This window comes from Okeania sp. SIO2B3, from assembly GCF_010672525.1.
Lineage (GTDB): Bacteria > Cyanobacteriota > Cyanobacteriia > Cyanobacteriales > Microcoleaceae > Okeania.
In genome coordinates, this window is record NZ_JAAHGH010000085.1 from 1 (window position 1) to 25,961 (window position 25,961).

The 25,961-nt window shown below is 38.5% G+C and carries 13 protein-coding genes and 1 pseudogene; 7 read left to right on the forward strand and 7 right to left on the reverse strand.

Annotated elements, in window-relative coordinates; all coding sequences use genetic code 11:
* The 6 genes and pseudogenes from F6K15_RS29725 to F6K15_RS29755 form a co-directional block, all read right to left on the reverse strand.
* On the reverse strand, window positions 1–989 hold a 989-nt coding region (locus F6K15_RS29725), incomplete at its 3' end, for a serine/threonine-protein kinase (protein ID WP_293068204.1).
* A 1,067-nt stretch (window positions 990–2,056) separates the two neighbouring features.
* Complete coding sequence (locus tag F6K15_RS29730; RefSeq protein ID WP_375341094.1) at window positions 2,057–4,243, reverse strand: NHLP family bacteriocin export ABC transporter peptidase/permease/ATPase subunit; 2,187 nt, start codon at window positions 4,241–4,243, stop codon at window positions 2,057–2,059.
* 677 nt (window positions 4,244–4,920) lie between these two features.
* Window positions 4,921–7,389 carry a response regulator gene (locus tag F6K15_RS29735; RefSeq protein WP_293068207.1) on the reverse strand — a complete coding sequence of 823 codons (2,469 nt, stop codon included), beginning with the start codon at window positions 7,387–7,389 and terminating at the stop codon, window positions 4,921–4,923.
* A gap of 1,721 nt (window positions 7,390–9,110) precedes the next feature.
* On the reverse strand, window positions 9,111–10,280 hold the full coding sequence (locus tag F6K15_RS29745) for a transaldolase (RefSeq protein WP_293068212.1): 1,170 nt from the start codon (window positions 10,278–10,280) through the stop codon (window positions 9,111–9,113).
* Window positions 10,281–10,963: 683 nt separating this feature from the next.
* On the reverse strand, window positions 10,964–11,335 hold the full coding sequence (locus F6K15_RS29750; protein ID WP_293068215.1) for a cyclic nucleotide-binding domain-containing protein: 372 nt from the start codon (window positions 11,333–11,335) through the stop codon (window positions 10,964–10,966).
* Between the two features lie 17 nt (window positions 11,336–11,352).
* Window positions 11,353–11,559, reverse strand: a pseudogene (locus F6K15_RS29755) (glycogen/starch/alpha-glucan phosphorylase); the annotation flags it as partial.
* A 153-nt stretch (window positions 11,560–11,712) separates the two neighbouring features.
* On the opposite strand from F6K15_RS29755, the gene F6K15_RS29760 reads away from it, so the two are divergent.
* Both F6K15_RS29760 and F6K15_RS29765 read left to right on the forward strand, forming a co-directional pair.
* Window positions 11,713–12,486, forward strand: a complete 774-nt coding sequence (locus F6K15_RS29760; protein WP_293068217.1) for a hypothetical protein — start codon at window positions 11,713–11,715, stop codon at window positions 12,484–12,486.
* 35 nt (window positions 12,487–12,521) lie between these two features.
* A complete protein-coding gene (locus F6K15_RS29765; protein WP_293068220.1) occupies window positions 12,522–12,659 on the forward strand; it encodes a hypothetical protein in 138 nt (45 codons plus the stop codon).
* Between the two features lie 102 nt (window positions 12,660–12,761).
* Here F6K15_RS29765 and F6K15_RS29770 read toward each other — a convergent pair whose 3' ends face one another.
* Window positions 12,762–14,396 (reverse strand): alpha-D-glucose phosphate-specific phosphoglucomutase, encoded by a 1,635-nt coding sequence (locus F6K15_RS29770; protein ID WP_293068223.1) that lies wholly within the window; start codon window positions 14,394–14,396, stop codon window positions 12,762–12,764.
* A gap of 1,262 nt (window positions 14,397–15,658) precedes the next feature.
* Between F6K15_RS29770 and F6K15_RS29775 the strand changes: the two genes are divergently transcribed.
* The 5 genes from F6K15_RS29775 to F6K15_RS29795 all read left to right on the forward strand — a co-directional run.
* The gene (locus F6K15_RS29775) at window positions 15,659–16,033 is read left to right on the forward strand and encodes a hypothetical protein (protein WP_293068226.1); all 375 of its coding nucleotides are present in this window, start codon (window positions 15,659–15,661) and stop codon (window positions 16,031–16,033) included.
* A gap of 561 nt (window positions 16,034–16,594) precedes the next feature.
* Window positions 16,595–19,261 carry a DUF4347 domain-containing protein gene (locus F6K15_RS29780; protein WP_293068229.1) on the forward strand — a complete coding sequence of 889 codons (2,667 nt, stop codon included), beginning with the start codon at window positions 16,595–16,597 and terminating at the stop codon, window positions 19,259–19,261.
* Between the two features lie 332 nt (window positions 19,262–19,593).
* A complete protein-coding gene (locus F6K15_RS29785; RefSeq protein ID WP_293068231.1) occupies window positions 19,594–22,227 on the forward strand; it encodes a DUF4347 domain-containing protein in 2,634 nt (877 codons plus the stop codon).
* A gap of 90 nt (window positions 22,228–22,317) precedes the next feature.
* Window positions 22,318–25,029: a DUF4347 domain-containing protein gene (locus F6K15_RS29790; protein ID WP_293068234.1), complete on the forward strand. Its 2,712-nt coding sequence runs from the start codon at window positions 22,318–22,320 to the stop codon at window positions 25,027–25,029.
* Window positions 25,030–25,119: 90 nt separating this feature from the next.
* A partial coding sequence (locus F6K15_RS29795; RefSeq protein WP_293068236.1) for a DUF4347 domain-containing protein occupies window positions 25,120–25,961 on the forward strand: 842 nt, incomplete at its 3' end.

Genomic DNA, 25,961 nt, shown 5'->3' on the forward strand with positions numbered 1-25,961 from the left:
AATCCTGCTACGAGCATTAGTTCCCTTGCACCACCCACTACAAGCTCGAAAGAATTGAGTAAAGTTTGAACAACTTTATCCCTTCCGTAGAGCTTTTCCGGGATCATAAAGCGATCGCATACATCCCGCTCCCCAACTTCAAACTGGGTAATTTCTCCTGTGGCTTTCCACTGCTCCAGACATCGCTCTAGATCGTGTTTCAAACCCAAAGCACCCTGATAGCGCTCCTCGGCATTTTTGGCCATTAACTTAAGCACCACTTTCTTGAGCATTGCCGGAATTTTCAACTGCTCGCTACTTGCGGGAAACTCCACTGCTTGAGCAATATGAGAATGCACTAATTCCATAGGATCGTTGCCTTCAAAGGGTAACTTCCCAGTCAAGAGTTCAAAAAACGTCACCCCCAGAGAATAAAAATCAGTACGGTAGTCAATACCTCGATTCATCCGTCCGGTTTGTTCTGGAGAAATGTAGGCAAGAGTCCCTTCTAGAATATTGGGGTTGATAAGTTGCTGCTGTTCTTTTGGTAGTAAACTGGAGATGCTAAAGTCTATCAGCTTAATTTGCTTAGTTTCCGGGTGAATCAGGATGTTGGCGGGTTTTATGTCTTTGTGGATGATGCGTTGTTTGCTAAGATAATGCAGAGCTTCAGTTAGTTGCATGGCAATGGTGAAAAAATCCCCTAGGTTTGGGTCCGATGTTTGCCAATACTCAGATAGTGATAGTCCACCGTCATCAGGCATCACCAGAGCATAACCATGACCATAGTATTCTAGGGCAAGAGGTCGAACAATGGCAGAATGTTCCAGATAACGGGTAATTGTGTATTGGTTGCGCCATTGGAGTAACTCATTGAAATTTGGGTGAGAGTTGCGTAGAACTTTAACTATAACAGGTTGGCGATCGCTTTCTCGGACTGCTTTGTAGACAAGAGTACGAGTTCCGAGATAAATTTGGTCGGTTTGTTGATAATTAGTTAAGTTAAGCATAATCATTATAAATGAATTATTCAAGCTCTGCAAATAATTGATTTATTTCTCAAATACAGGGTTTACGCGAAAGACGAAATGATATAGAATCCGTTCATTAATTGATAATTGATAATGTATAATTGATAATTACAAGAAGGTTAAAACCGTTACGGAATTGAATATAAGGAAATATTATTTCTTCTCTTGGTCGATTAGATATGGCGAGGAGACCCGCTCTTGACAGAGCCGCTCCGAATTGCGCCATCTCTCGACCGCTTTTTTCCCCTTAAAAGGGGAGGCTTTAAACCAGAATTATTTAATTATTAATTATTAATTATTAATTATTCGGTTAAATACTTATCGTATCTACAAAAGGAAGGCAGAGGGCAAAAGGGAAAGAATAAGCTGAGAAGGTACAAAGTTTTTCATCAACTAAATTATCCGGATTCCACATAACCGGATTTCAGATCTAATCTAACTTTTGACTTTTGACTTTTGACTTTTGACTTCATTGAATGGTGCGATTACTGTATAACCGGATTTGATATGATGCACCATTTGTAGGGGTTAACGGCCGTTAATCCCTACTATCTGTAGTAGTTATGCGTAAGTCCTGAAATAAAAATTTAATAATCACAAAGAGGCTAGGATAAATTTTTTATATCTTAACGCTTATTTTATTCTCTGTCAACCTATTGAACGAAGGCAGATGGGAGATGGGGAGATGGGGAGATGGGGAGATGGGGAGATGGGGAGCATTGACTTAATCAAAGAATAACGATACAATACGTTAAAAAGTATACTAATTTAAGAAATGCGGTCGGCTTGACCGTTGATGCCTGTGGACGGAGTGCTGCCGACAGTTCCGGTGGAAGCAGGAAGTAAACATTAAAATGTCACTAACTATGACGTTTTATATTGGTTTTATGAAGCAGTGTGGTAAGAAATTAAAAAATATATGTCTTTACCATTACAACTGATAACTGATAACTGAAATGATGGGAGCAGGACAACTAATATCAAATCCGGTTGAACACTTATTATATAGTTGGGGGTGGGTCTCCATCTCCCCATTCCTCCACTCATTAACTTTCAGAACTAATCAACCCCTGATACACCCCTTCCTCGTGCAACATTTCCTCATGAGTGCCACGCTGCACCACCTCACCATATTCCAAGACAATAATCTCATCGCAATCACGAATAGTACTCAAGCGATGCGCCACAATAATACAACTACACCCCCGACTCTGAAAATTATCAACAATCATTTTCTCTGTTTCCGCATCCAAAGCACTCGTTGCCTCATCCATTACTAATATTGTGGGATTATTTACCAAAGCACGAGCAATTTCTAACCTCTGTCTTTGACCCCCACTTAAGTTTCCTCCCCCCTCTAATAACTCACCATCGTATCCACCAGGAAGTGCCATCACTGCTTCATGGATAACAGCATCCTGACAAGCTTTCATCAGTTGAGTCGTCGATATTGTCGGGTTCCACAAAGTTAAATTATCCCGCACAGTGCCACCAAATAAAAATATTTCTTGTTCCACCATCGACAGAGAATTAGTTAATACTGTAGGGGAAATATCCTCTCTGGGAACACCATCAAACAAAATTTCTCCCTCCCACGGTTGATACAAACCACAAATTAATTTAGCGATCGTCGATTTTCCCGAACCACTGCCACCAACTAATGCTATCTTTTGCCCTGGTTGTAACGACAAATTCAAATCTATGACTAAAGGTGGATCTACCTGTGAATAGCCAAATGTAATATTCCGCAATTCTACATAACCCTTGAGTTTTGATTCTTCAAATACTTGCTCAGTCTCCCCCCTTCCAAAGGGGGTATGGGGGGGATGCCTCCTGCCTTCTGCCTCCTGCCTCCTGCCTTCTGCCTCCTGCCTCCTGCCTTCTGCCTCCGTCTCATTGCTCAATACATCATTCAGTCGATTCAAATCTCCCTCTAATTCCTGGAGAGCGCTGCCAAAACCAACCAAAGTATTCACAGGTTGCTGAAAACTTAACATTAAACTCTGAAATGCTACCAACATTCCAATACTCAACTCCCCTTCCATGACTCGCAAACCACCCACTACTAATACCAATACTGATGTTAGGGATGATAAAAATGTTGGTAAAATCTCTAAAACTTGGTTTGTCACTTCCAACTGTTGTTGAGTATTCACAGTTTTCGCATAATATCCAGACCATCGAGAAAAAAAGTCTGACTCCAGCGCCGATGCTTTTAGGGTTTCCATACTTTGCAACCCCGCAATACTTGCCCCCGCAAGTTTACCTTCGTCTTGTACTAATCGCATATTGGCATCTACCCGTTGCCGAGATACCCACTGCAAAGCCAATATATTTACTGCAGCAAAACAAATTCCGATTAAAGTTAGTACGCGGTCGTAGGCAAACATCACCAACCCATAAAATACTATCATTACTGTATCAATAACTGTAGTCGCTAACTGTCCGGAAAGCACCTGGGCAACTTCATTATTGATATTGACGCGATCGCTAATTTCTCCAGCATATCTTTGAGCATAAAATCCTACTGGTAGTCGCAGAATATGCCACATAAACTGACTAGACATCCCTACAGATAATTTAATCATTAATTTTCTCAGGTAGCGTAGTCGTAATAAAGTCAGTAAAGTTTGTAATATCGTGGCGATCGCCATTCCCAACACTAGAGGTCGCAACCAGTTAGTACGATTTTCCACAAGAATATTATCAACAAATATCTGGCTAAATACTGGTACTATCAAACCGGGAATTACTAGCAGAAAACCGGCGATGATACAATAAATTATTGCTCCTAAAGATGGTCGCAGTCTTTCATATAATAATGGGATGATACTTGGTTTACGACCACTTTTTTCAAAGTACTCTCCAGGTTCGATAGTGAGGATAACTCCGGTAAAGCCTTCATCAAATTCATCCCAGGAAACTTTGCGAGGTCCGGTAGCAGGGTCGTTGAGGAAAACTTGATGTTTGTTAAATCCTTCTACGACCAAGAAATGATTAAATTCCCAAAATACAATGTAGGGGGGAGATAGTTCGTCAAGTTGCTCGAGGGTTTCTGCTTTGAAACCATTTGCTTCCATTCCGTAATTTCTGGCAGCAACAACTATTTTGGATGCTTTGCTGCCGTCGCGGGAAACTCCACATTCTTGCCGGAGTTTGGCTAGAGGTACAATGCGACCGTAGTAAGCGAGGATGATACTGAGGGCAGCAGCACCACATTCAACGGCTTCCATCTGAATAACAGTCGGGGTTTTGACTCTTTTTTTTTCATTTGACTTAGAAAGAATAAGTAATATAGTATCTGGATAATTTAGTTATCGTATCATTCAGGAGTCAGGAGTCAGGAGAGTAGGAATTATCTAGGGATATTCCGGTCTTTTATACTTGAATTGAATGCAAGTATTAGAGTGCGACAACTTTATAGATCCCAAATGGGTTCTATTTAAAAATAGAGGAGGAGTAGGGGAGTAGAGGAGTAGGGGAGTAGGGAGCAAATTTCAACCTGCTTAGTGCGCGTTCCCGAAAAGGAGTCAGCATTCCCAAGGGGTCTGAACGCTTGGGACTAAGCGTCGCAGGGTCGTATCCGCTTTTTCCTATATTCTCGTTCCTGAATTTCCACAACTTGTGAGGACTGAACACCGCAACCAAAAGCACATACCCCGTGCAAAGATACCACTCAGGGGTTCTATAACCGGATTTCATCATATTTCAAGCCTCCTTATTGCAGAGGTACTGATAACTGAAATGACTCCTCTATTTATAACTATTCAACCGGACATGATATAAGGCCCAACTACAAACAAAAAATTTATTATAACTAATTATCTGATAATAAAAAAGAAAATTAATTATCCCACAGAAATTATTAATTTTTTTCCCCTACTCCCTACTCCCTTTTTTCTAGAGAAGTCTATTGGTTAAGTTGTAATACTGATTTTAACTTGTCAATTTTCACGGGTTTAGAAATATAATTATTCATTCCTGAACTTAAACAAATTTGGCGATCTTCTTCCATTGCATTTGCAGTCATGGCGATAATATAAGGTTTTTGGCTATCTGGAAAATGTTGACGAATCCAACAAGTAGCTTCTACCCCACTCATTTCTGGCATTTCCATATCCATTAAGATAATATCATAGGATTTACGTTGTACTGCTTCAATGACTTCTAAGCCATTAACTGCTACATCCGCACTATAACCCAAATTTTTCAGCATTAACAAAGCAACTTTTTGATTTACCTGATTATCTTCTGCAACAAGAATAGAAAGATCAGAATTGTTAATAGGTTTAATAATTTTCAGAGGATTTGATTGTACTATGGTTTTTGGTTGTTCTAATCTAAAAACACGATCTAATGTTTCATACAGTTGAGATTGCTTAATAGGTTTTGTTAATACAGCAGAAAAATTGATTTTACTAACTATTTCTCGTTCAGGCACTTTTGAGTAAGTTATTATAATTAAAGGTAATTCTCGATCAAATCGTAACTTTCTAATTTCTTTAGCTAAAGTTAAACCATCCATATTTAGCATTTTCCAATCTAAGATAATAGCATCAAAATCTCTCTCTTGCCTTAACCATTCTAAAGCTTGATTTTGTTGTTGTGTAGCGACAGGTAACATATTCCAGTCTTGTATTTGTTGGGTTAAAATTTGACAATTAGTAGCATTATCATCAACAATTAAAATTCTTTTTCCCGACAAACTAGCAGGAATAATTTCTGGTACATCACTTGTGATTTTGGCGGTAACAGTAAAATAGAAAGTTGAACCTTTACCTAGCTGACTTTCTACCCAAATTTTACCTCCCATCATTTCTACTAAACGCTTACAAATAACAAGACCTAGACCTGTTCCTCCATATTTACGAGTTGTGGAACTATCAACTTGACTAAAAGGTTTAAATAAACGATTTTGTTGTTCTAGAGAAATACCAATTCCTGTATCTTTTACAGCAAATTCAAATTGGTAATAAGGTTTTTTTTCTCCTTGACTAATAACTTGACTAGATACTGATACAGTCACTGCACCATTTTCTGTAAATTTTAAAGCATTACTCAGAATATTTACTAAAATTTGACGCACTCTTCGGGAATCTAAAATAATATTTTTAGGAGTAGAAGGATGCCAATAGTAAGCTAATTCTATTTTTCGATTAAATGCTTTAGGAGCAAATAAATCAATAATCAATTCAAGACATTCTTGTAAATTAAAAGCTTCGTAGTATAATTCTAGTTTTCCTGATTCAATTTTTGAAAGGTCGAGCAGATCATTAATAATATTTAAAAGAGCATCTCCACTATCACAAATTGTTTTAATAAAATCACGTTGTTGTGAAGTTAAACTTGTATTTAATAGTAATTCTGTCATTCCTAAAACCCCATTCATGGGAGTCCTAATTTCATGGCTCATCATTGCAATAAATTCACTTTTAGCACGATTAGCAGCTTCAGCTTCAATTTGTTTTATTTCTAACTCTTTTTGAGTATTTTTTAAGTTTTCAAGAGTTGTCTGAAGTTGATTAATAGTTTGTTCTAAATAGTCTGATTGTTTGAGAGTAGACCGTTCTGAAACCTCAAGTAATTGGGTCAAAGTAGAAATTTTTGAATTTAATTCTTCAACCTTTGGTACAGCAGAAATTCGATTACAATAACTATTAAAAACTCTATTACCAATAAAAGGTAAAATAGCTGTTTTAATACTTAAAGCTAAAGTGCTAAACATTTCTGCTGTAGCACGAGGAATTTTTACTTTAGAAAATATAATTATTGCAAACAAATTACCATCAGGTAACAAGCCTCCAAAAGCTAAAACAGATTTAATTCCAAAAGGAATTACAAAATTTTCTTTTGCTGGAATGTATTCACTATAAACTGCATCAGGAACATAAAAAACATTATAGTTTTTTTGTTCTAATTCAATTAACTGTTGAGGTTCAGGTTTGAGTAGTGAATTAATATCTAAACCAAGTTGATAAATTAATTGAGAAATCATTGGAATTTTTTCTACTACTTTCCGACAAGATAGAGGGATAGCTTGATGACCTCTAGAGTTAAGGCGATTATTCCATTCTTCCCACTCACCAACAGTTGCTAAAAGTATTAAACATTTTAACTGTTCAGTACTACAATTATCTTCTAGTATTTGTTGAGCAAATTGTTGTAGATGTGGCTCTAAATCCTCAAAATTATGGGTTTTAAAAAAGCGGATTAAAGCACAAGATTTTTCCTTTGTTTGGTAATTAGCTAAATTATTATAAAGGTAATTGACAATCCTATTGCTTATTTCTTCCATACTGGCTGCTTCATTACCTAGTTGGCGTAATTTTAAACTACATTCAATCATATCTCTGAGAGTAAATTTAACTAAATCATGCATTTTATATTATTCTGGTTATTGATAAGAATTAATAGATATAGCAGTTTTCATGTTTCATAGAGTACAGAGATTTTGACTTAAAGGCAGAAGGCAGCGGGAGCTGAGGGCAGAAGTTTTGTAGTCTACCTTTATGAAAACCGCTATAGCAATCCTAAATGATTTACTGTTAATATCTTATATCATGTCCGGTTGAATAGTTATAAATAATTGAGTAGGGGCGTTAAAGATAGCTATATCATGTCTGGTAGCATCGGAGCGTGTATAGAATTAGGTTAAAATTGGAAGAAACCCTTTCCTAGGTCATGCTACGCAAACAGCAATAATTAATAATAATAATTAATAATTAATAATTAGGGCTTGCTGAAAAAGTCTTTTTGTAGGGGTAGGAGACAACCCACCCCTCGCCCCTCCCCCTCCGGTGGAGGGGAAGACAGGAGACAGGAGACAGGAGAAATGGGAATTTTAGAGGAGGTAGGAGGAATTATTGTCCCAAGATTGTTCTGCCATAATCGCCCCAAAATACTAGCATGCATGAGCTTGAGCGACCGAAAAGCTTGCACTTTTTCAAGGCAAAAAAAGGCAGCAAACCAATATCAGTCAATGCTTTGATATTTAATCAGCAAGCCCTAATTAATAATTACCTCTCCTTGAAAAGAAGAGAATTGACTAATCATGAAAAATTTTTCTTCTCTTGGCGACGACGCCAGCTCCCTTGCGGAATGCTGACTCCTTTTCGGGAATGCGCACTCTTGTGAGGAAAGAAAAGGTTAGAAGAGAAAAGATTTTTTGGTCGCGTAAGCGGAACGAAGTTCTATCACGTTATTATCCGGACATGATATTATCTATAATAATCTCTAATTATCTATTTTATGCTACTAGGATTTAAGACTGAGTTGCATCCCACAAATCAGCAAAAAACATTACTGGTTAAACACACGCTTTGTAGCTCGTCATGCTTACAATTGGGGATTATGGCTAACTAGGAACATCCTTAATCACAATTCCAGTAATCCTGATAGTAAACTTAAATTTCCTACTGCTATTGATTTGTATAAACTAACGGGTAATGCTACACACTGATTACCAAAAATTACAAATTGCTTTTAATCAATGGAGTCAACAATATAGTAAAACCAGGCCTAAAGAGTGGGTATCAATAGACGTAAAAAGTCTGAAAAATACTGTCTAAGAAAGATCCCAAATGGGTTCTATAAAACTAGGCTTTAATGTAATCAGGACTTACGCAGGAGGCTCCAAAAAGTAGCATTTGAGATTGCTTTCCTGTGGGTCGCAATGATGGAAATACGTTCTACTGTGTAAGTCTTAGTAATATTATGTCCGGATAATTAGTGATCAAAAAACTTTCTCCTTTTCTTCCTCTTTTTTCTTGCTTCTTCCTTCTTTCTTCCCCCCTGACTTCCCCTCCTGGGAGGGGGAGGGGTTAGGGGTGGGTTGACTCCTGAGGACTGACTCCTGAGGACTCCATCGTTTATTTATAACTATTCAACCGGACATGATATAACTAGCTATCAGCATTTTCCGTACCGGAATGCTCTGCAAACAGCACTCAGCTTTCAGCACACTAAAAGCTTGGGTTTAAATCCCCGACTTCTAGCTTGTCGTTTAATTTTAGCAGGAGTGTATCCCCTTAGCGCACAGCTGACTGCTAAACGCTGAAATGCTGCTTGCGGAGCATTCCGTCAGGAAATACTTTTTAACAACTAAACCTTAGCTAATTGGAACACAGCTCCTAAACCAGATGCCATTTCCTCTGGAGAAATTTTACCATCCTGATTGATATCTAGAGCATCAAATACAGCATCAGTTCCGGCCCACTCTTCACGAGTGATGAAACCATCACCATCTAAGTCATAGATATGGAAAATATCTTCTGCTGCATGAGTGACTCCCTCTAGACGAGTCAAGCGTTCTGCCAATAGATTTTCCAATGATTCTAATGCTTTGGAGAAACCTTTAATACCTTCATCCAGTTTTTGAGATGCCATGCGGTTTTCAGCGTGCATCTTATCAAATGTTTCTTTGTCTAAGGCAATTTTTTCGGCATCAGACTCAGCTGCTTGATCAACAGAAAGTTTCGTCGGTAGGTCTCCTGTAGTTGATTCTAGCTCACCCAACAAACCAGGTGAAATAGTCAACAAGTCGCAACCTGCTAATTCTGTGATTTCACCAATGTTGCGGAAGCTAGCTCCCATGACTTCAGTCTTGTAACCAAATTTCTTGTAGTAGTTGTAGACTTGAGTCACAGATAATACACCGGGGTCTTCCGCAGGAGGATAAGAGTCTCGCCCAGTTTCCTTTTTGTACCAGTCTAATATTCTACCTACAAAAGGAGAAATCAGAGTTGCGCCAGCTTCAGCACAAGCGATCGCCTGATGCAGACCAAATAGTAGGGTTAAGTTGCAGTGAATACCCTCTTTTTCTAATACTTCAGCGGCTTTGATACCTTCCCAGGTAGAAGCAATTTTAATCAAGATGCGATCGCGAGAGACTCCTGCTGCTTCATATTGAGCGATTAAATCTCGTCCTTGAGCTATTGTTGATTCTGTATCATAGGATAGTCGTGCGTCAACTTCTGTAGATACTCGCCCTGGAATAATCTGTAAAATCTTAAGTCCAAAAGCAACTGCCAGTCTCTTAAATGCTAAATTTGCTACATCAGAAGGAGTAGCTTCTATTCCTAACTCTTCCCTTGCTTTTTTCAAGGTTTCATCCACAATTTCTTGATACTGTGGCATCTGAGCTGCAGCAGTAATTAATGAGGGATTAGTAGTAGCATCCCGTGGTTGAAATTTTTCAATTGCTTGAATATCACCTGTATCCGCAACAACGATGGTTACTTCTCGTAATTGTTCGAGTAAATTCTTAGCCATTTATTTCTCCTTTTCAGAATAAGTTGCTTACTTATGTTTTAGTCGATAACTTCGTAGCATTCAATATACTTTAGAGATATTAGGACAAAGCTATTTGCACTAATTTTCTACTGTATTTCCATACAAATCTTCATCCAGTTCCATTTCTGATACCATACTTTGAGCTTGAACTAATCTATCTGCAGCTGAAATAACGTCATTTAGATTACCAAAAAAAAGACATTTTTTTAGTAACTATTTTCATTTATTGAGTTAGTTCTCTTTCTTCTTCAGTATTATCTGAAGTTCCTAGTTTACCTGATAATTTATCCCTACATTACTTCATAATAAGCTTGATAATTTATCAAGTATTCATGCAGTTCAGTTACCAATTTGGAGACTGAGTAATCACCAATTTATTGTGGTTTTTTCTGGCTCATTAGGAGTATGTTTAGTTAATTACAACCTCAGTATTATATCAGAACAAATTTTTAATTCATTATGGAATGGATGAAATTATCGGCACGTTAGTTTTGTGTTTGACTTTATGGATAACTTACCAAATTAACTTCTGGATTTCTGTGCCTTAACATACACTATCAATTTGTCAAATATATTATTATTAAGGGTATTTAGTTGGGTTGATAAACTCGTAACTAAAATTATTTAAGTATTTACCAAGTTTATGATAAATAGCTTAATAACTAGATAGAATGCTTAAGGCGACGAAGACGATCGGAATAACTCCGAATTACAGACAGAGCAAATAAAGGTGTTTCTTGAACTACAAATAAAAAGCGTTCTTGATCAAGATAAGCTAATTTACATTCTGTTTTGGCAATAGCAGTAGAAGCTCGAGTATGTTCTTCGTGAACTAGCGCTCCTTCACCAAAAACATCACCTTTTTTAATTGTTTCCACAACTTGACCATTAACAAATAATTCGACTACTCCTTCAATAATTCCATACATTACATCAGCTTTTTGCCCATCTTCAAAAATTACATCTCCTGGTGCAAAAGTTTTTTGATCTAGATGTTTGTGAAATAACTCTACAGTTTTTGCTGGTTCTAACATAACTTATGTATCTCCTATTTTAACTGAGGATTAGAGTTATAGTAATCTCTGGGATTATATTCATTAGCCTTCAGTTCTTGGATTTCTTCAATTGTTAGCTCAAACAGGAAGAAATTTTCCTCTCCCACTTCCTGGCGAATTTCCACATTTACACCATCTAAAGTACCAATAGTCAAAGCGCCATTGAGAGAAAATTTCATATTTCCCGTACCAGAAGCTTCTTTTATGATTAGTATAGTGTATAGTTCATCTTGTATAATTCCAGTTTTATTCAAAAAGCCAAAAGGCAACAAAATATAACCATTACTCTGTCTTTGAACTAAACTGACTTTTCAAAATTAAAAATTATTTATTTCTAGATACCTTTTATGAAGACAATGCACAACATTACAGCCAAGCAAGAATTGAACCAACAACTCCAATCTTCCTCATCAGTTTCCCCTAAACTTGCAGAAACTATCACACAAAAAAAACGATGGACGATAGAAGATGTGCAGAATATTATTGAGGAGCGGCAGAAGAAACTCGAAAGTCAACCACTTTTTAGATCCCTTGATAATTCTTCCCAGATTGATGATCTGCAAGCTATTGCTCCCCACTTTTACTTCTTCATCTTGACATTCCAAGATATGCTACGGCTCACTCATAACCTAATTTCCGACTCTGTCCTCAAAAAAGTGGCAGCAAGTTTGATGGTAGAAGATGCAGGACACGAGCAATGGTATTTGCTTGACATCGAACAACTCAATTGCAAACGGGATGTCCCCTGGCTGTTCGGAGCCACTCACCAACCCGTGCGAGACTTTGTTTATCAACTTATCAGCGCTCTTTTGCGTGCTAGCGATGACAGAATTCGCATTATATTCCCATTGGTCTTAGAAGCAACAGCAAAGGTCTTCTTCAAGTATCTAGTCGATCTAGTCCAGCGTTGTGGCTATGACCAGTCCCTACAGTACTTTGCTAGTTCCCATCAGGAAATTGAAATGAACCACAATATTCATCAAGATGGAAAGGAGGAACTGCATAACATTGAGTTTGACGAGAATACATATCGGGAAGCAGTCGCTCTTATACACCGATGCTTTGACTCTTTCGAGTCTTTTGCAGACCATCTCGAATGCCAACGAGCAGATGGAACAGACAAAAAATGATAGCTATTTAAAGCCTGCCTTGGGTAGAAGGATGTGTGAGACTTTTTACAAAGGTAGACAAAATTATCTTTGGTAGGCGATCGCTATTCTCAAGATATTTTGTAATTAAGCGCTTTTGCCGATCGATCGCCTCACGTTACAACCAAAACTCTGTAGGAGCTAATGGCCATTAGCCCCTATAGTGGTCTACCCAAATGAAAACCGCTGTAAACCCAGTCTTTAAGGATAGAGTTTTGGCTCTTTGTGGGATGGGGTAATTCCTCTACCTTCTTAAACTAGGTAATTACAGTAGGTTTTTCCCTACCTGTAAGATTTTTAATTTGAGCTATTTCGTCTGCTAGACTAATCAGAGGAGACAAAGCTTCCTGAGTATCTTCATCATGTTTGCTAGCATCTGGCTCATAACTTTCTACATATAACCGCAGAGTTGCACCTTGAGTACCTGTACCTGAAAGTCGGAATATAATGCGAGAACCATCAGTGAAACCAATACGAATACCCTGCTTTGCACTAACACTACCATCTACCGGGTCAGTATAGCTAAAATCATCAGCATATTTCACCTCATATTGAGGATATTTCTTTCCTGGAAGAGAAGGCAATAGGGAACGCAAATTTCCCATCAAAATATTAGCTTTATCTGTTTCTATCCCTTCATAGTCATGGCGAGAATAATAATTGCGACCGTAAGTTTTCCAGTGTTCCTTCACAATATCTTCTACAGACTCTTGCCGTGCTGCTAAAATATTCAACCAGAATAAAACAGCCCAAAGTCCGTCTTTTTCCCGCACATGATTAGACCCTGTACCAAAACTCTCCTCACCGCAAAGAGTAGCTTTGTCCGCATCTAACAAATTACCAAAAAACTTCCAACCAGTTGGAGTTTCATAACAGTCAATACCCATCTTCTCAGCAACTCGGTCTGGTGCTGCCGAAGTTGGCATCGAACGGGCAATACCTGCCAAACCGGAACTATAACCTGGTACTAACTTAGCATTAGCCGCCAATACTGCCAAACTATCGCTAGGAGTCACAAAGAAATTTTTTCCTAAAATCATATTGCGATCGCCATCCCCATCAGAAGCAGCACCAAAGTCAGGAGCATTATCTCCGAACATGACTTCTACTAAGTCGTGAGCATATACCAAATTCGGGTCTGGATGTCCTCCACCAAAATCTTCTAGAGGTATACCATTTTGCACTGTACCTGCGGGAGCACCTAACCGTTGCTCAAAAATATCTTTAGCATAACCTCCAGTCACAGCGTGTAATGAGTCCATACACATCCGAAACTTACCAGACTTGAGTAGTTCTGATATTTTGCCAAAATCAAACAATGATTCCATCAACTCAGCGTAGTCTGCTACAGAGTCAATAACTTCCACAGTCATTTCCCCTAACTGATGACTGCTCAATTGGTCTAAATTAATATCCGCAGCTTCCATTATTTTGTAGCTATCTATAACTTTACTGCGTTCATAAATAGCACTTGTCACTTTTTCCGGTGCAGGACCACCGTTACTAATATTGTACTTAACACCAAAGTCCTCTTCTGGTCCACCTGGGTTATGACTAGCAGAAAGGATTATACCACCAAAGGCTTGATTTTTGCGGATAATGCAGGAAGCAGCAGGAGTAGAAAGAATTCCACCTTGACCCACTAACATTCGACCCACTCCATTAGCGGCAGCCATTTTCAGAATTATTTGGATCGCCTGACGGTTGTAATAGCGACCATCACCACCAAGCACAAATGTTTGACCTTGAATGTTTTCTAGACTATCAAAGATAGACTGAATAAAGTTTTCTAGATAGCGGGGTTGTTTGAAAGTTGGCACTTTTTTGCGGAGTCCTGAAGTGCCTGGTTTTTGGTCACTAAAAGGTTGTGTTGTAACTATTTGTATATTCATGGTTTATCGTAATTTAACAACTGTATCTACATATCAGTTATCAGTTTCTCTTGACATACTCCCGAAGTTGCGCTTACGCGACAACGCGGGATTATTCAGTTAGGGAGAACCTAACCGCAATTTTGACAGAGGTGATGTCCTCCCCCTGTGTTAACTTTTAACTTACTTCTGTAAGAAATCTATTGTTTCTGCTTTCATTTTTACACTAAATATGCCACGTTAGAAAAATTAATTTTTTGGTGTTGAGTAAATGTGCTTATAATTAAGATTAGGTTAATAAAATTAATCATTATGTGTGGCTCTTAAAAATATAAAATTTTAATTAAGAAAAACCGGGTTGCGATCGTGAAGTGTTTAAATTTGGTAGCGCTGCCACAAGCATAATATAGTCATTTCAGTTATCAGTTATCAGTTATCAGTTATCAGTTATCAGTTAACCTCCGACTAAAGTCGGAGGCTTGAAATACTGAGTTAAATATTTTTTCATCCCCTTAAAAGGGGAGGCTTGAGACCTCATTTTTTGGTAAGAGGGAAAAGGGAAGATGTGGGGAGAAATAATACAAAAAACACTCCTTATAGCTGATTTTTCCTCAAAATTGATGCGCGAAAAGACTTGACTACCATAATTATATAGCTATCAAATGGGTTCTATAAACATAAGTTCCAATCAGGCCAAAGTTTCTCATTTGGTGGGTTCAACAATTAATAATTAATAATTAATAATTACCTCGAGAGTGAAAATGGATAGGATTGACTAATAATGAAAATTTTTTCTTGTTTCTCCACAGCGAGTGAGAGGATTTTTACCTTAATTATTCGGTAAGAGAGTAAAGATGACAAGACATCTCCACCGAAAGAGGGAATAGAGATAAATACTTGATAGTTTATGGATTTGAATGGATTTAATTTTTGAATTTTGTAGCTGTCTATGGAACATTACCTTACTATTTCAAAAAATAAAAATTCTGTAAATTTTGGCCTTTCTATTAGACATCTCCAATAATAAAAAGTCAAATCAATTATCCTACAGAAATCATCAATCTCTTTTCTGGAGATTTCTACTGTCAAAATCTGCATAACTTGCTAAAATCCAGATTTACCATAAGTAGGCGCAGTACAACGTATCTTCGTCCGAAGGGATCTACAGGGTTTGCGGAGCAGTCCAGAACGGAAAGCCATCTTAAATCCTAGTTTTTCGTAACTCATGCGTAAGTCCTGCCGATGTTAAGTATAAATTCCAACAAAAAAACAGAATCCAAACCATGAATCAAGCTAAAGTTTTATTCATAGACCGCTTTATTTTTGCTACAACTGATGAATTTGACTCCCAGGATATCGGTATAGATAGCATCACTGATTTTGTGCCGGAACAAGATATCATTCTACTTGACAAAACCACGTTTAGTGCTATCACCAGTGACTCAGGAACAGGTTTTACTGTAGATGCTGAATTTACCATAGTTACCAGTGATGCTGATGCCGAAACCTCTTCAGCAGTCATTGTTTACAATAGCAACAACGGTAAATTGTTCTACAATGCTAACGGTATAGAAGCGGAATTTGGCAGTGGTGGTGAATTTGCTAATCTGACTAATATTGCATCTATTAGTGAGAATGATTTCTTGCTCAGAGGATAAAATTCATTATTAGGACTTACGCAGAAACCGGGTTACTCGACAAAATTTTGCGATTTGACAATAGGGCAATAAACCCGGTTTCTCCTTTGGGTGTTTCAACAATTATTAATAATTAATAATTGAACTCCTGTCTCCTAGCTAAAAAAACGCGCATATTTATGAAGATACGATCGGGGGTTCGATATAAGTCCTAATTATTTGTGATATCATGTCCGTTGGTATCGGAGCGTGTATAAAGTTGGGGAAATATCTAGCGCCATTAATGGTTTTTCCTTCTCTTAAAGCTTCTTCCTTCTTCCAACTTCGGTCTTCCTTACCTTCTCTATACAATACCGATGCTACCGGACATGATATGACTCGAAAAATATAAAATTTTCACAAAGAAGGAGTTTGTGGCTATTGCATAAGTGTTAGCGTATTATAGCGGTTTTCAGAAAGATGGAATATACTCTTAATCACAAAAACCGTTGTAGAGACGTTATGGAAAGTCCCTACTCTATTCTACTTAATTGAAAACCGCTATAATAATTTTTTTTCTGTACTGGAAAACCTTTATCAACTATGAATAAAACCAAACTATTATTTATCGACTCCAAGGTAGAAAATTATAATTACCTCATCTCACAGGTTGACCCTCAGACAAAAACAGTTATCCTACAACCTAATCAAAATGGTATAGACCAAATATCTCAAAGTTTTGGTAAATGCCTAGATGTAGAGACAATTCATATTATTTCTCATGGAGAAACAGGCACTTTGTACTTGGGAAATAGTATCCTGAGTTTAAACAACATTCATCAATATAGTGAGAGTATTCAAAAGTGGAGCAAATGTTTATCTGCTGATGGTGAAATCTTGATTTATGGTTGTCAGGTAGCAAGTGGTCAGTCGGGTCGAAAATTTGTCCGACAACTGCATCAACTAACTGGAGCAAATATTGCTGCCTCGGAAACACTGACTGGAAATGTTAGCAGAGGTGGTAACTGGAATTTAGAGGTAATATTCGGTCAACTCAAGTCAGCATTGGCATTTACCCCAGAAGTGAGGGCGAGTTATCCAGGAGTATTGGCAAATATTGTGGTGGATACTACTAATGATGTGGTAGACAATAATGATGGTGTGACATCTTTGCGGGAAGCAATAATTGAAGCTAATAGTACCCCGGAAGACGATACTATTCAACTGACGGCGGGGGCAACATATAATCTGACTATCTCAGGAAGTGAAGAAGATGATGCTGCCACTGGAGATTTAGATATTGTTGCTGGTGGTGGAGAAATAACAGTTATTTCACAGGGAGAAGAAAAAGCTGTTATTGATGCTGGGGGTGAAAGTGGAATTAATGACAGGGTTTTCCATGTTTTGGAAGGTGCTGCTCTACAGTTGGAAAATGTAGAAGTTACAGGTGGGTTGGTAACTGGTGATTCAGGTGGTGGTATATTTAATAGAGGTACAGCTAATATCATTAATACTACTATTAGTGGTAACTCGACAAGTGTAAATGGTGGTGGTATAAATAACTCAGGTACAGTCAGTATCAGCAATAGCACTATTACTAGCAATTCAAATAATAGCGGTGGTGGTGGCATTCACAACTTTTTGGGGATAGCTAATATCAGCGACAGCACGATCGGTAATAATTCAGCAATTTCAGGTGGTGGCATTCTCAACAACACAGGTACAATCAGTATCAACAACAGTACTATCAGTGATAATTCAGCTAATAGTGGTAGTGGAGGGGGTATCCAAAACTTAGGCACTACAGATTACTTGTTAGGTATAATCAATATCTCTAACAGCACTATCACTGGCAATTTAGCAGATTCTGGTGGTGGCATCTATAATTTGGGTACAACTAATATCAATAACACCACTATCAGTGATAATTCAGCTAGTAACGATGGTGGTGGTATCAGGAACTTATCAGGCACTGCCAGTATTGATAATAGCACTATTAGTGGTAACTCAGCAGGTATTGGTGGTGGGATTTTAATCTCAGGCATAACCAGTATTAACAACAGCACTATAAGTGGCAATTCAGCAGGTTTATTAGTTGCTGGTATCTATATCTTCGGCACAGCTAATATCAGTAACAGCACTATCATTGGCAACTCATCTGTTTCTGCTGCTAATGGCATCACAGTTGGTGGAACCGCAACAGTAACCTCTAGCATTGTCTCGGGTAATGCTAACGATGATGTTGGCATTACACAAAGTGCCGATATCTTCACCAGTGGCAACAATAACTTGATTGGCACAGTTGACGGTCTCGCTATCAATAGCTTCAATGGCGATCGCGACCAAGTAGGTGTGACCAACCCTCTACTGGGAGAGCTAGCTGACAATGGTGGCCCCACCTTGACCCATTTACCTCTGTCCAATAGTCCTGTCATTGATGCAGGTAGTAATCCCAACACATTGACCACTGACCAACGAGGCCAACCTCGAGTTGCTGGTGCAGGAGTTGATATTGGTGCTGTGGAATTACAACCTACACAAGAAATCATGGGCACTGCTGAAGCTGATTTTCTCAATGGTACAATAGAACAAGATAGCATTTTTGGGTTGGATGGTAACGATGTAATTAATGGTTTAGATGATGACGATGTTTTATTTGGTAATCGAGATTTAGATACTCTCAATGGAGATGCAGGTAACGACACAATATATGGTGGTAGAGATGACGATTTAGTTTTTGGCAACATAGGCGAAGATTTTCTCAGGGGAGACAGAGGTAGTGATTCAGTTTTTGGTCAGGAAGGTAACGATATTGCTTTTGGTGGTAAAGATAGTGATTTAATAGATGGGGGTTTTGGTAACGATTCAATATCAGGCGATCTAGATAGCGACACGTTAATTGGAGGTCAAGGAATAGATACCCTGACTGGTGGTGAGGATGCTGATATTTTTGAATTAGCTGTTGGCGAAGGTTTAGATATTATCACCGACTTTGTGCCACAACAAGATATAATTCTGCTGGACAAAAGTGCATTTACAGCTATTACCAGTGACTCAGGAACAGGTTTTAGTGTCGATGCTGAATTTGCCATAGTTACCAGTGACTTTGATGCTGAAACCTCAGAAGCAGTCATTGTTTACAATAGCAACAATGGTAAATTGTTCTACAATGCTAACGGTACAGCAGCAGAATTTGGCAGTGGTGGTGAATTTGCTAATCTCACGAATATCGTATCTATTAGTGAGGATGATTTCTTGCTCAGAGGATAAAATTACTCAATAGACATCTCCAATAATAAAAAATCAAATTAATGATCGCAACTCTGATTCATCAATTCTTTTCCTCTAAGCTGTTGTGCATTTAAACCACTTATTTGTTGTGTACCTAATTAAAAGTACAACTCCTATGAATTCTGACTTTTGACTTGCTAAAGTGCATTTTAAATGTGTCTTAGCTTACTCCCTCTTTGATGGAGATGTCTATATATGTTTGAATCGAAAAATATAAAATTTTCACAAAGAAAGAATTAGTGGTAGTCGCATCAGTGTTAGTTTTAGGTTATTTATAATTTTTTTCTGATACTTGAAAACCCTTTTAAATTATGAATAAAATCAAACTATTATTCATCGACTCCAAGGTAGAAAATTACCATTACCTTATCTCACAGGTTGACCCTCAGACAAAAACAGTTATCCTACAACCCAATCAAAATGGTATAGACCAAATATCTAAAAGTTTGGGTAAATGCCTAGATGTCGAGACAATTCATATTATTTCTCATGGAGAAACAGGCACTTTGTACTTGGGAAATAGTATCCTGAATTTAGACAATGTTCGTCTATATGTTGAGAGTATTCAACAATGGGGCAAATGTTTATCTGCTGGTGGGGAAATATTGATTTATGGTTGTCAGGTGGCAAGTGGTAATGAAGGTAAAGAATTTGTTCGACAACTGCATCAACTTACAGGAGCAAATATTGCTGCCTCGGAAACACTTACTGGAAATGTTAGCAAAGGTGGTAACTGGAATTTAGAAGTAATATTTGGTAAACTTAAGTCAGCATTCGCATTTACTCCAGAAGTGAGGGCGAGTTACGCTGGCGTTTTGGCAGATATTGTGGTGAATACTACTAATGATGTAGTGGATGATAGTGATGGTGTGACTTCTTTGCGGGAAGCAATTATTGAAGCTAACAGTACCCCAGAAGATGACACTATTCAACTGACGGCAGGAGCAACATATAATCTGACTATTGCAGGGAGTGAGGAAGATGCTGCTGCTACGGGAGATTTAGATCTTATTGCTGGTGGGGGAGAAATAACAGTTATTTCACAGGGAGAGGAACAAGCTGTTATTGATGCTGGGGGTGAAACTGGAATAGGCGATCGGGTGTTTCATGTTTTGGAAGATGCTGCGCTACAGTTGGAAAATGTAGAAATCACTGGTGGGGTAATAAATAATTTTCCAGGAGGTGGTGCTATTTATATTAGCAATTCAGGTATAGTTAATATTAACAACAGTACGATTAGTAGTAATTCCTCAACTAATAGTGCTGGTGGTATTAGTAACTTTGGCATGGCTAATATCAATAATAGCACGATTAGTGGTAATTTGTCAACTTATGGTGCTGGCGGTATTAGTAACTTGGGTACGCTTAACGTCAATAATAGTACGATTAGTGGTAACTATCATAGTTATTCATCAATTTTGGAGAGTGGTGGTGTTAGTAATTCAGGTACAGCCAATATTACCAATAGTACCATTAGTGGAAATTCAGCAGTTGATGGTGGTGGTATCAAGAACGGAGGCACACTTAATATCAATAATAGTAGGATTATTAGAAACTCGGCATACTATGGTGGTGGAGTTAGCAATAGAGGCACACTTACTATCAATAATAGTACCATTAGCGGCAATTTAGTTGTCTCTACAGAATTAGGTTATGGAGGTGAGGGTGGTGGCATCAGGAACTATCTTGGTACAGCCAATATTAACAATAGCACGATTAGTGGAAACTCAGCATTCGATGGTGGTGGCATCAGGAATGAAAGAACTATCAGTGTCAGTCACAGTACGATTAGTGGAAACTCAGCATTCGCTGGTGGTGGTATCCAAAACTCTGATGGGACAGCTACTATTAGCAACAGTACCATTACTTTGAATAGAGCTTCTCAAGGAGGTGGCATTCTTCACAACCATGATTCTTATTATTATTATTTTCCCACTACTACTGTCACCTCTAGCATTGTTTCTGGTAACTTCATCTCTAGCGTTGTTTCTAGATATTTCAATGGTGACGTTGACTTCACAGAAAATAATGATAACTTAATCAGTGGTGACAATAATCTCATAGGCACAGGTAGTGCCATTGAGATTTTCAACGGTGACAACGACCAAACAGGAGTTACTGACCCTCTACTTGAAGACTTAGCTGATAATGGTGGCCCCACCTTGACCCATTTACCTCTCCCTAATAGTCCCGCTGTTGATGCAGGCAGTAATCCCAACGCACTTACAACCGACCAACGAGGGGAACCGCGCTTTGTAGGAGAGGGGGTTGATATTGGTGCAGTGGAATTACAAAATTCACCGCAGATAACTGGCACTCCTCAAAGCGATCGCCTCAACGGCACAGATGAAAACAACACCATTACAGGTCTGACAGGTAATGACACTATTAATGGTCGTGGTGATGATGACCAAATTATCGGTAGTCGAGGTAGCGACTTCCTCTATGGAAAAGACGGCGATGATACTCTAGAAGGTCGTCAAGATAACGACTTCCTCTTTGGTGGTAATGGTAACGACTCTCTCGTTGGTGGTCAGGGACGCGATCGTTTCAATGGTGGTACAGGCGACGATACTCTGACTGGTGGTGCTAGTATTGACCGTTTTATTTTCAATACGACTGATGAATTTAACTCAGATGATATTGGAGTAGATGACATTACTGACTTTGTTCCGGGACAAGATGTAATTTTCCTAGATAAAAGCACTTTTACAGCTATTACCAGTGACTCAGGAACAGGTTTTAGTGTCGATGCTGAATTTGCCATAGTTACCAGTGATGCTGATGCCGAAACCTCAGAAGCAGTCATTGTTTACAATAGCAACAATGGTAAATTGTTCTACAATGCAAATGGAACAGAAGCAGAATTTGGCAGTGGTGGTGAATTTGTTAATCTCACGAATACTGCATCTATTAGTGAGGATGATTTCTTCCTGAGAGGATAAACTCTTAACATAAAATAATATTAAGAAATGAGGAAATAATACAAAATGATGGTATACTTTTAAAGTTTTCCTCTACAACCCTCCTAGATTATGAATCAAACCAAACTTTTATTCATCGACTCCAAGGTAGAAAATTACCATCATCTCATTGCAGAGGTCGATCCTCAGACAAAAGTAGTTATCCTACAACCCAATGAAAATGGTATAGACCAAATAGCTGAAAACTTAGGTAAATACCATCAACTAGAAACAATTCATATTATTTCTCATGGGGCAAAAAATACTTTGTACCTGGGAAGCACTATTCTAAGTCTAGACAACATTCATCAATATAGTGAGAGTATTCAAAAGTGGGGCAAGTGTTTATCTGCTGGTGGGGAAATATTGATTTATGGTTGTCAGGTGGCAAGTGGTAAAGAAGGTAAAGAATTTGTCCGACAACTGCATCAACTTACAGGAGCAAATATTGCTGCTTCGGAAACACTAACTGGAAATCTTAGCAGAGGTGGTAACTGGAATTTAGAAGTAATATTTGGTCAACTCAAGTCAGTGTTAGCATTTACACCGGAAGTTAGGGCAAGTTATGCAGGGGTATTGGCAGATATTGTGGTAGATACTACTGATGATGTGGTTGATAATAGTGATGGTGTGACTTCTTTGCGGGAAGCAATAATTGAAGCTAATAGTACACCGGAAGACGATACTATTCAACTTACGGCAGGAGCAACTTATGATCTGACTATTGCAGGGAGTGATGAGGATGCTGGTGCCACTGGAGATTTAGATATTGTTGCTGGAGGTGGAGAAATAACAGTTATTTCACAGGGAGAGGAAAAAGCTGTTATTGATGCGGGGAGTGAGACTGGAATAGGCGATCGGGTGTTTCATGTTTTGGAAAATGCTGCGCTACAGTTGGAGAATGTAGAAGTTACTGGTGGGTTTGTAACTGATGGTTCTGGTGGAGGCATCTTTAACTCAGGCATAGTCAGTCTCAACAATAGCACTATTAGTGGTAATTTAGTTACCATGGAAGTGGATATGATCGCCTTAGGTTACGGATATGATGGAGGTGGCATATACAACTCAGGCACAGCAACTATAGCTAACAGCGCTATTACTAGTAATTTAGTTACCACAACGGGAGTTAGCTCTTTTGAATTAGGTTACGGAACTGATGGAGGTGGCATATACAATTCAGGTAGAGTAACTATAGCTAACAGCACTATTAATGGTAATTCGGTATCTAGTGGTAGTGGTAGTGGCATCCACAACTCAAGTACAGCAAGTATAAGTATAAGCAATAGTACGATTAATGATAATTCTGCCTATAGTGGTGGTGGCATTGAAAACTTAGGCACAGTCAACATTAATAATAGCACAATTAGTGGCAATTTAGTTGAATCTACAGAATTAGGTTACAGAGGTGATGGTGGTGGTGTCAACAATAAGGGTACATTGAATATTAACAATAGCACGATTAGTGATAATTCTGCTGTATTTGGGGGCAGTGGTGGTGGTGTTAACAATGATTTTAATGGTATGGCTAATATCATTAATAGCACGATTAGTGATAATCTCGCTAATAGTGGTGGTGGCATCCATAACAAATACGGCGGTAGCATAGGTATCATTAATAGTACGATTAGTGGTAATCTAGCTAATAGTGGTGGTGGCATCCATAACTCATATACAGTTACGGTAAGCAATAGCACGATTAGTAATAATCGCGGTGGTGGTATATTTCACAACAATTTATATTACAATAATGATTTCTATTTTTATGATTACAATCCTACTACGACTGTCACCTCAAGCATTATCTCTGGTAATTTTACTGGCATTATCTCCGCCCTTGTTAACAGTGACGTTAACTCCGTAGAAAGTAATAATACTCTGATCAGTGGTGGCAACAATCTCATTGGTACAGGTAACGCCATCAGTAACTTCAACGGTAACAACGACCAAACAGGTATCACCAACCCTCTACTTGCAGACCTTGCTGACAATGGTGGGCCTACCTTCACTCATTTACCTCTCTCCAATAGTCCCGCTGTTGATGCAGGCAGTAATCCCAACGCACTTACAACCGACCAACGAGGGGAACCGCGCTTTGTAGGAGAGGGGGTTGATATTGGTGCAGTGGAATTACAAAATTCACCGCAGATAACTGGCACTCCTCAAAGCGATCGCCTCAACGGCACAGATGAAAACAACACCATTACAGGTCTGACAGGTAATGACACTATTAATGGTCGTGGTGATGATGACCAAATTATCGGTAGTCGAGGTAGCGACTTCCTCTATGGAAAAGACGGCGATGATACTCTAGAAGGTCGTCAAGATAACGACTTCCTCTTTGGTGGTAATGGTAACGACTCTCTCGTTGGTGGTCAGGGACGCGATCGTTTCAATGGTGGTACAGGCGACGATACTCTGACTGGTGGTGCTAGTATTGACCGTTTTATTTTCAATACGACTGATGAATTTAACTCAGATGATATTGGAGTAGATGACATTACTGACTTTGTTCCGGGACAAGATGTAATTTTCCTAGATAAAAGCACTTTTACAGCTATTACCAGTGACTCAGGAACAGGTTTTAGTGTCGATGCTGAATTTGCCATAGTTACCAGTGATGCTGATGCCGAAACCTCAGAAGCAGTCATTGTTTACAATAGCAACAATGGTAAATTGTTCTACAATGCAAATGGAACAGAAGCAGAATTTGGCAGTGGTGGTGAATTTGTTAATCTCACGAATACTGCATCTATTAGTGAGGATGATTTCTTCCTGAGAGGATAAACTCTTAACATAAAATAATATTAAGAAATGAGGAAATAATACAAAATGATGGTATACTTTTAAAGTTTTCCTCTACAACCCTCCTAGATTATGAATCAAACCAAACTTTTATTCATCGACTCCAAGGTAGAAAATTACCATCATCTCATTGCAGAGGTCGATCCTCAGACAAAAGTAGTTATCCTACAACCCAATGAAAATGGTATAGACCAAATAGCTGAAAACTTAGGTAAATACCATCAACTAGAAACAATTCATATTATTTCTCATGGGGCAAAAAATACTTTGTACCTGGGAAGCACTATTCTAAGTCTAGACAACATTCATCAATATAGTGAGAGTATTCAAAAGTGGGGCAAGTGTTTATCTGCTGGTGGGGAAATATTGATTTATGGTTGTCAGGTGGCAAGTGGTAAAGAAGGTAAAGAATTTGTCCGACAACTGCATCAACTTACAGGAGCAAATATTGCTGCTTCGGAAACACTAACTGGAAATCTTAGCAGAGGTGGTAACTGGAATTTAGAAGTAATATTTGGTCAACTCAAGTCAGTGTTAGCATTTACACCGGAAGTTAGGGCAAGTTATGCAGGGGTATTGGCAGATATTGTGGTAGATACTACTGATGATGTGGTTGATAATAGTGATGGTGTGACTTCTTTGCGGGAAGCAATAATTGAAGCTAATAGTACACCGGAAGACGATACTATTCAACTTACGGCAGGAGCAACTTATGATCTGACTATTGCAGGGAGTGATGAGGATGCTGGTGCCACTGGAGATTTAGATATTGTTGCTGGAGGTGGAGAAATAACAGTTATTTCACAGGGAGAGGAAAAAGCTGTTATTGATGCGGGGAGTGAGACTGGAATAGGCGATCGGGTGTTTCATGTTTTGGAAAATGCTGCGCTACAGTTGGAGAATGTAGAAGTTAC

Coding starts and splice junctions, on each gene's coding strand:
- F6K15_RS29730 (WP_375341094.1), bottom strand. CDS start 4,243: ATGGAAGCCGTTGAATGTGGTGCTGCTGCCCTCAGTATCATCCTCGCT.
- F6K15_RS29780 (WP_293068229.1), top strand. CDS start 16,595: ATGAATAAAACCAAACTATTATTTATCGACTCCAAGGTAGAAAATTAT.
- F6K15_RS29770 (WP_293068223.1), bottom strand. CDS start 14,396: ATGAATATACAAATAGTTACAACACAACCTTTTAGTGACCAAAAACCA.
- F6K15_RS29735 (WP_293068207.1), bottom strand. CDS start 7,389: ATGCATGATTTAGTTAAATTTACTCTCAGAGATATGATTGAATGTAGT.
- F6K15_RS29760 (WP_293068217.1), top strand. CDS start 11,713: ATGCACAACATTACAGCCAAGCAAGAATTGAACCAACAACTCCAATCT.
- F6K15_RS29785 (WP_293068231.1), top strand. CDS start 19,594: ATGAATAAAATCAAACTATTATTCATCGACTCCAAGGTAGAAAATTAC.
- F6K15_RS29750 (WP_293068215.1), bottom strand. CDS start 11,335: ATGTTAGAACCAGCAAAAACTGTAGAGTTATTTCACAAACATCTAGAT.
- F6K15_RS29790 (WP_293068234.1), top strand. CDS start 22,318: ATGAATCAAACCAAACTTTTATTCATCGACTCCAAGGTAGAAAATTAC.
- F6K15_RS29745 (WP_293068212.1), bottom strand. CDS start 10,280: ATGGCTAAGAATTTACTCGAACAATTACGAGAAGTAACCATCGTTGTT.
- F6K15_RS29775 (WP_293068226.1), top strand. CDS start 15,659: ATGAATCAAGCTAAAGTTTTATTCATAGACCGCTTTATTTTTGCTACA.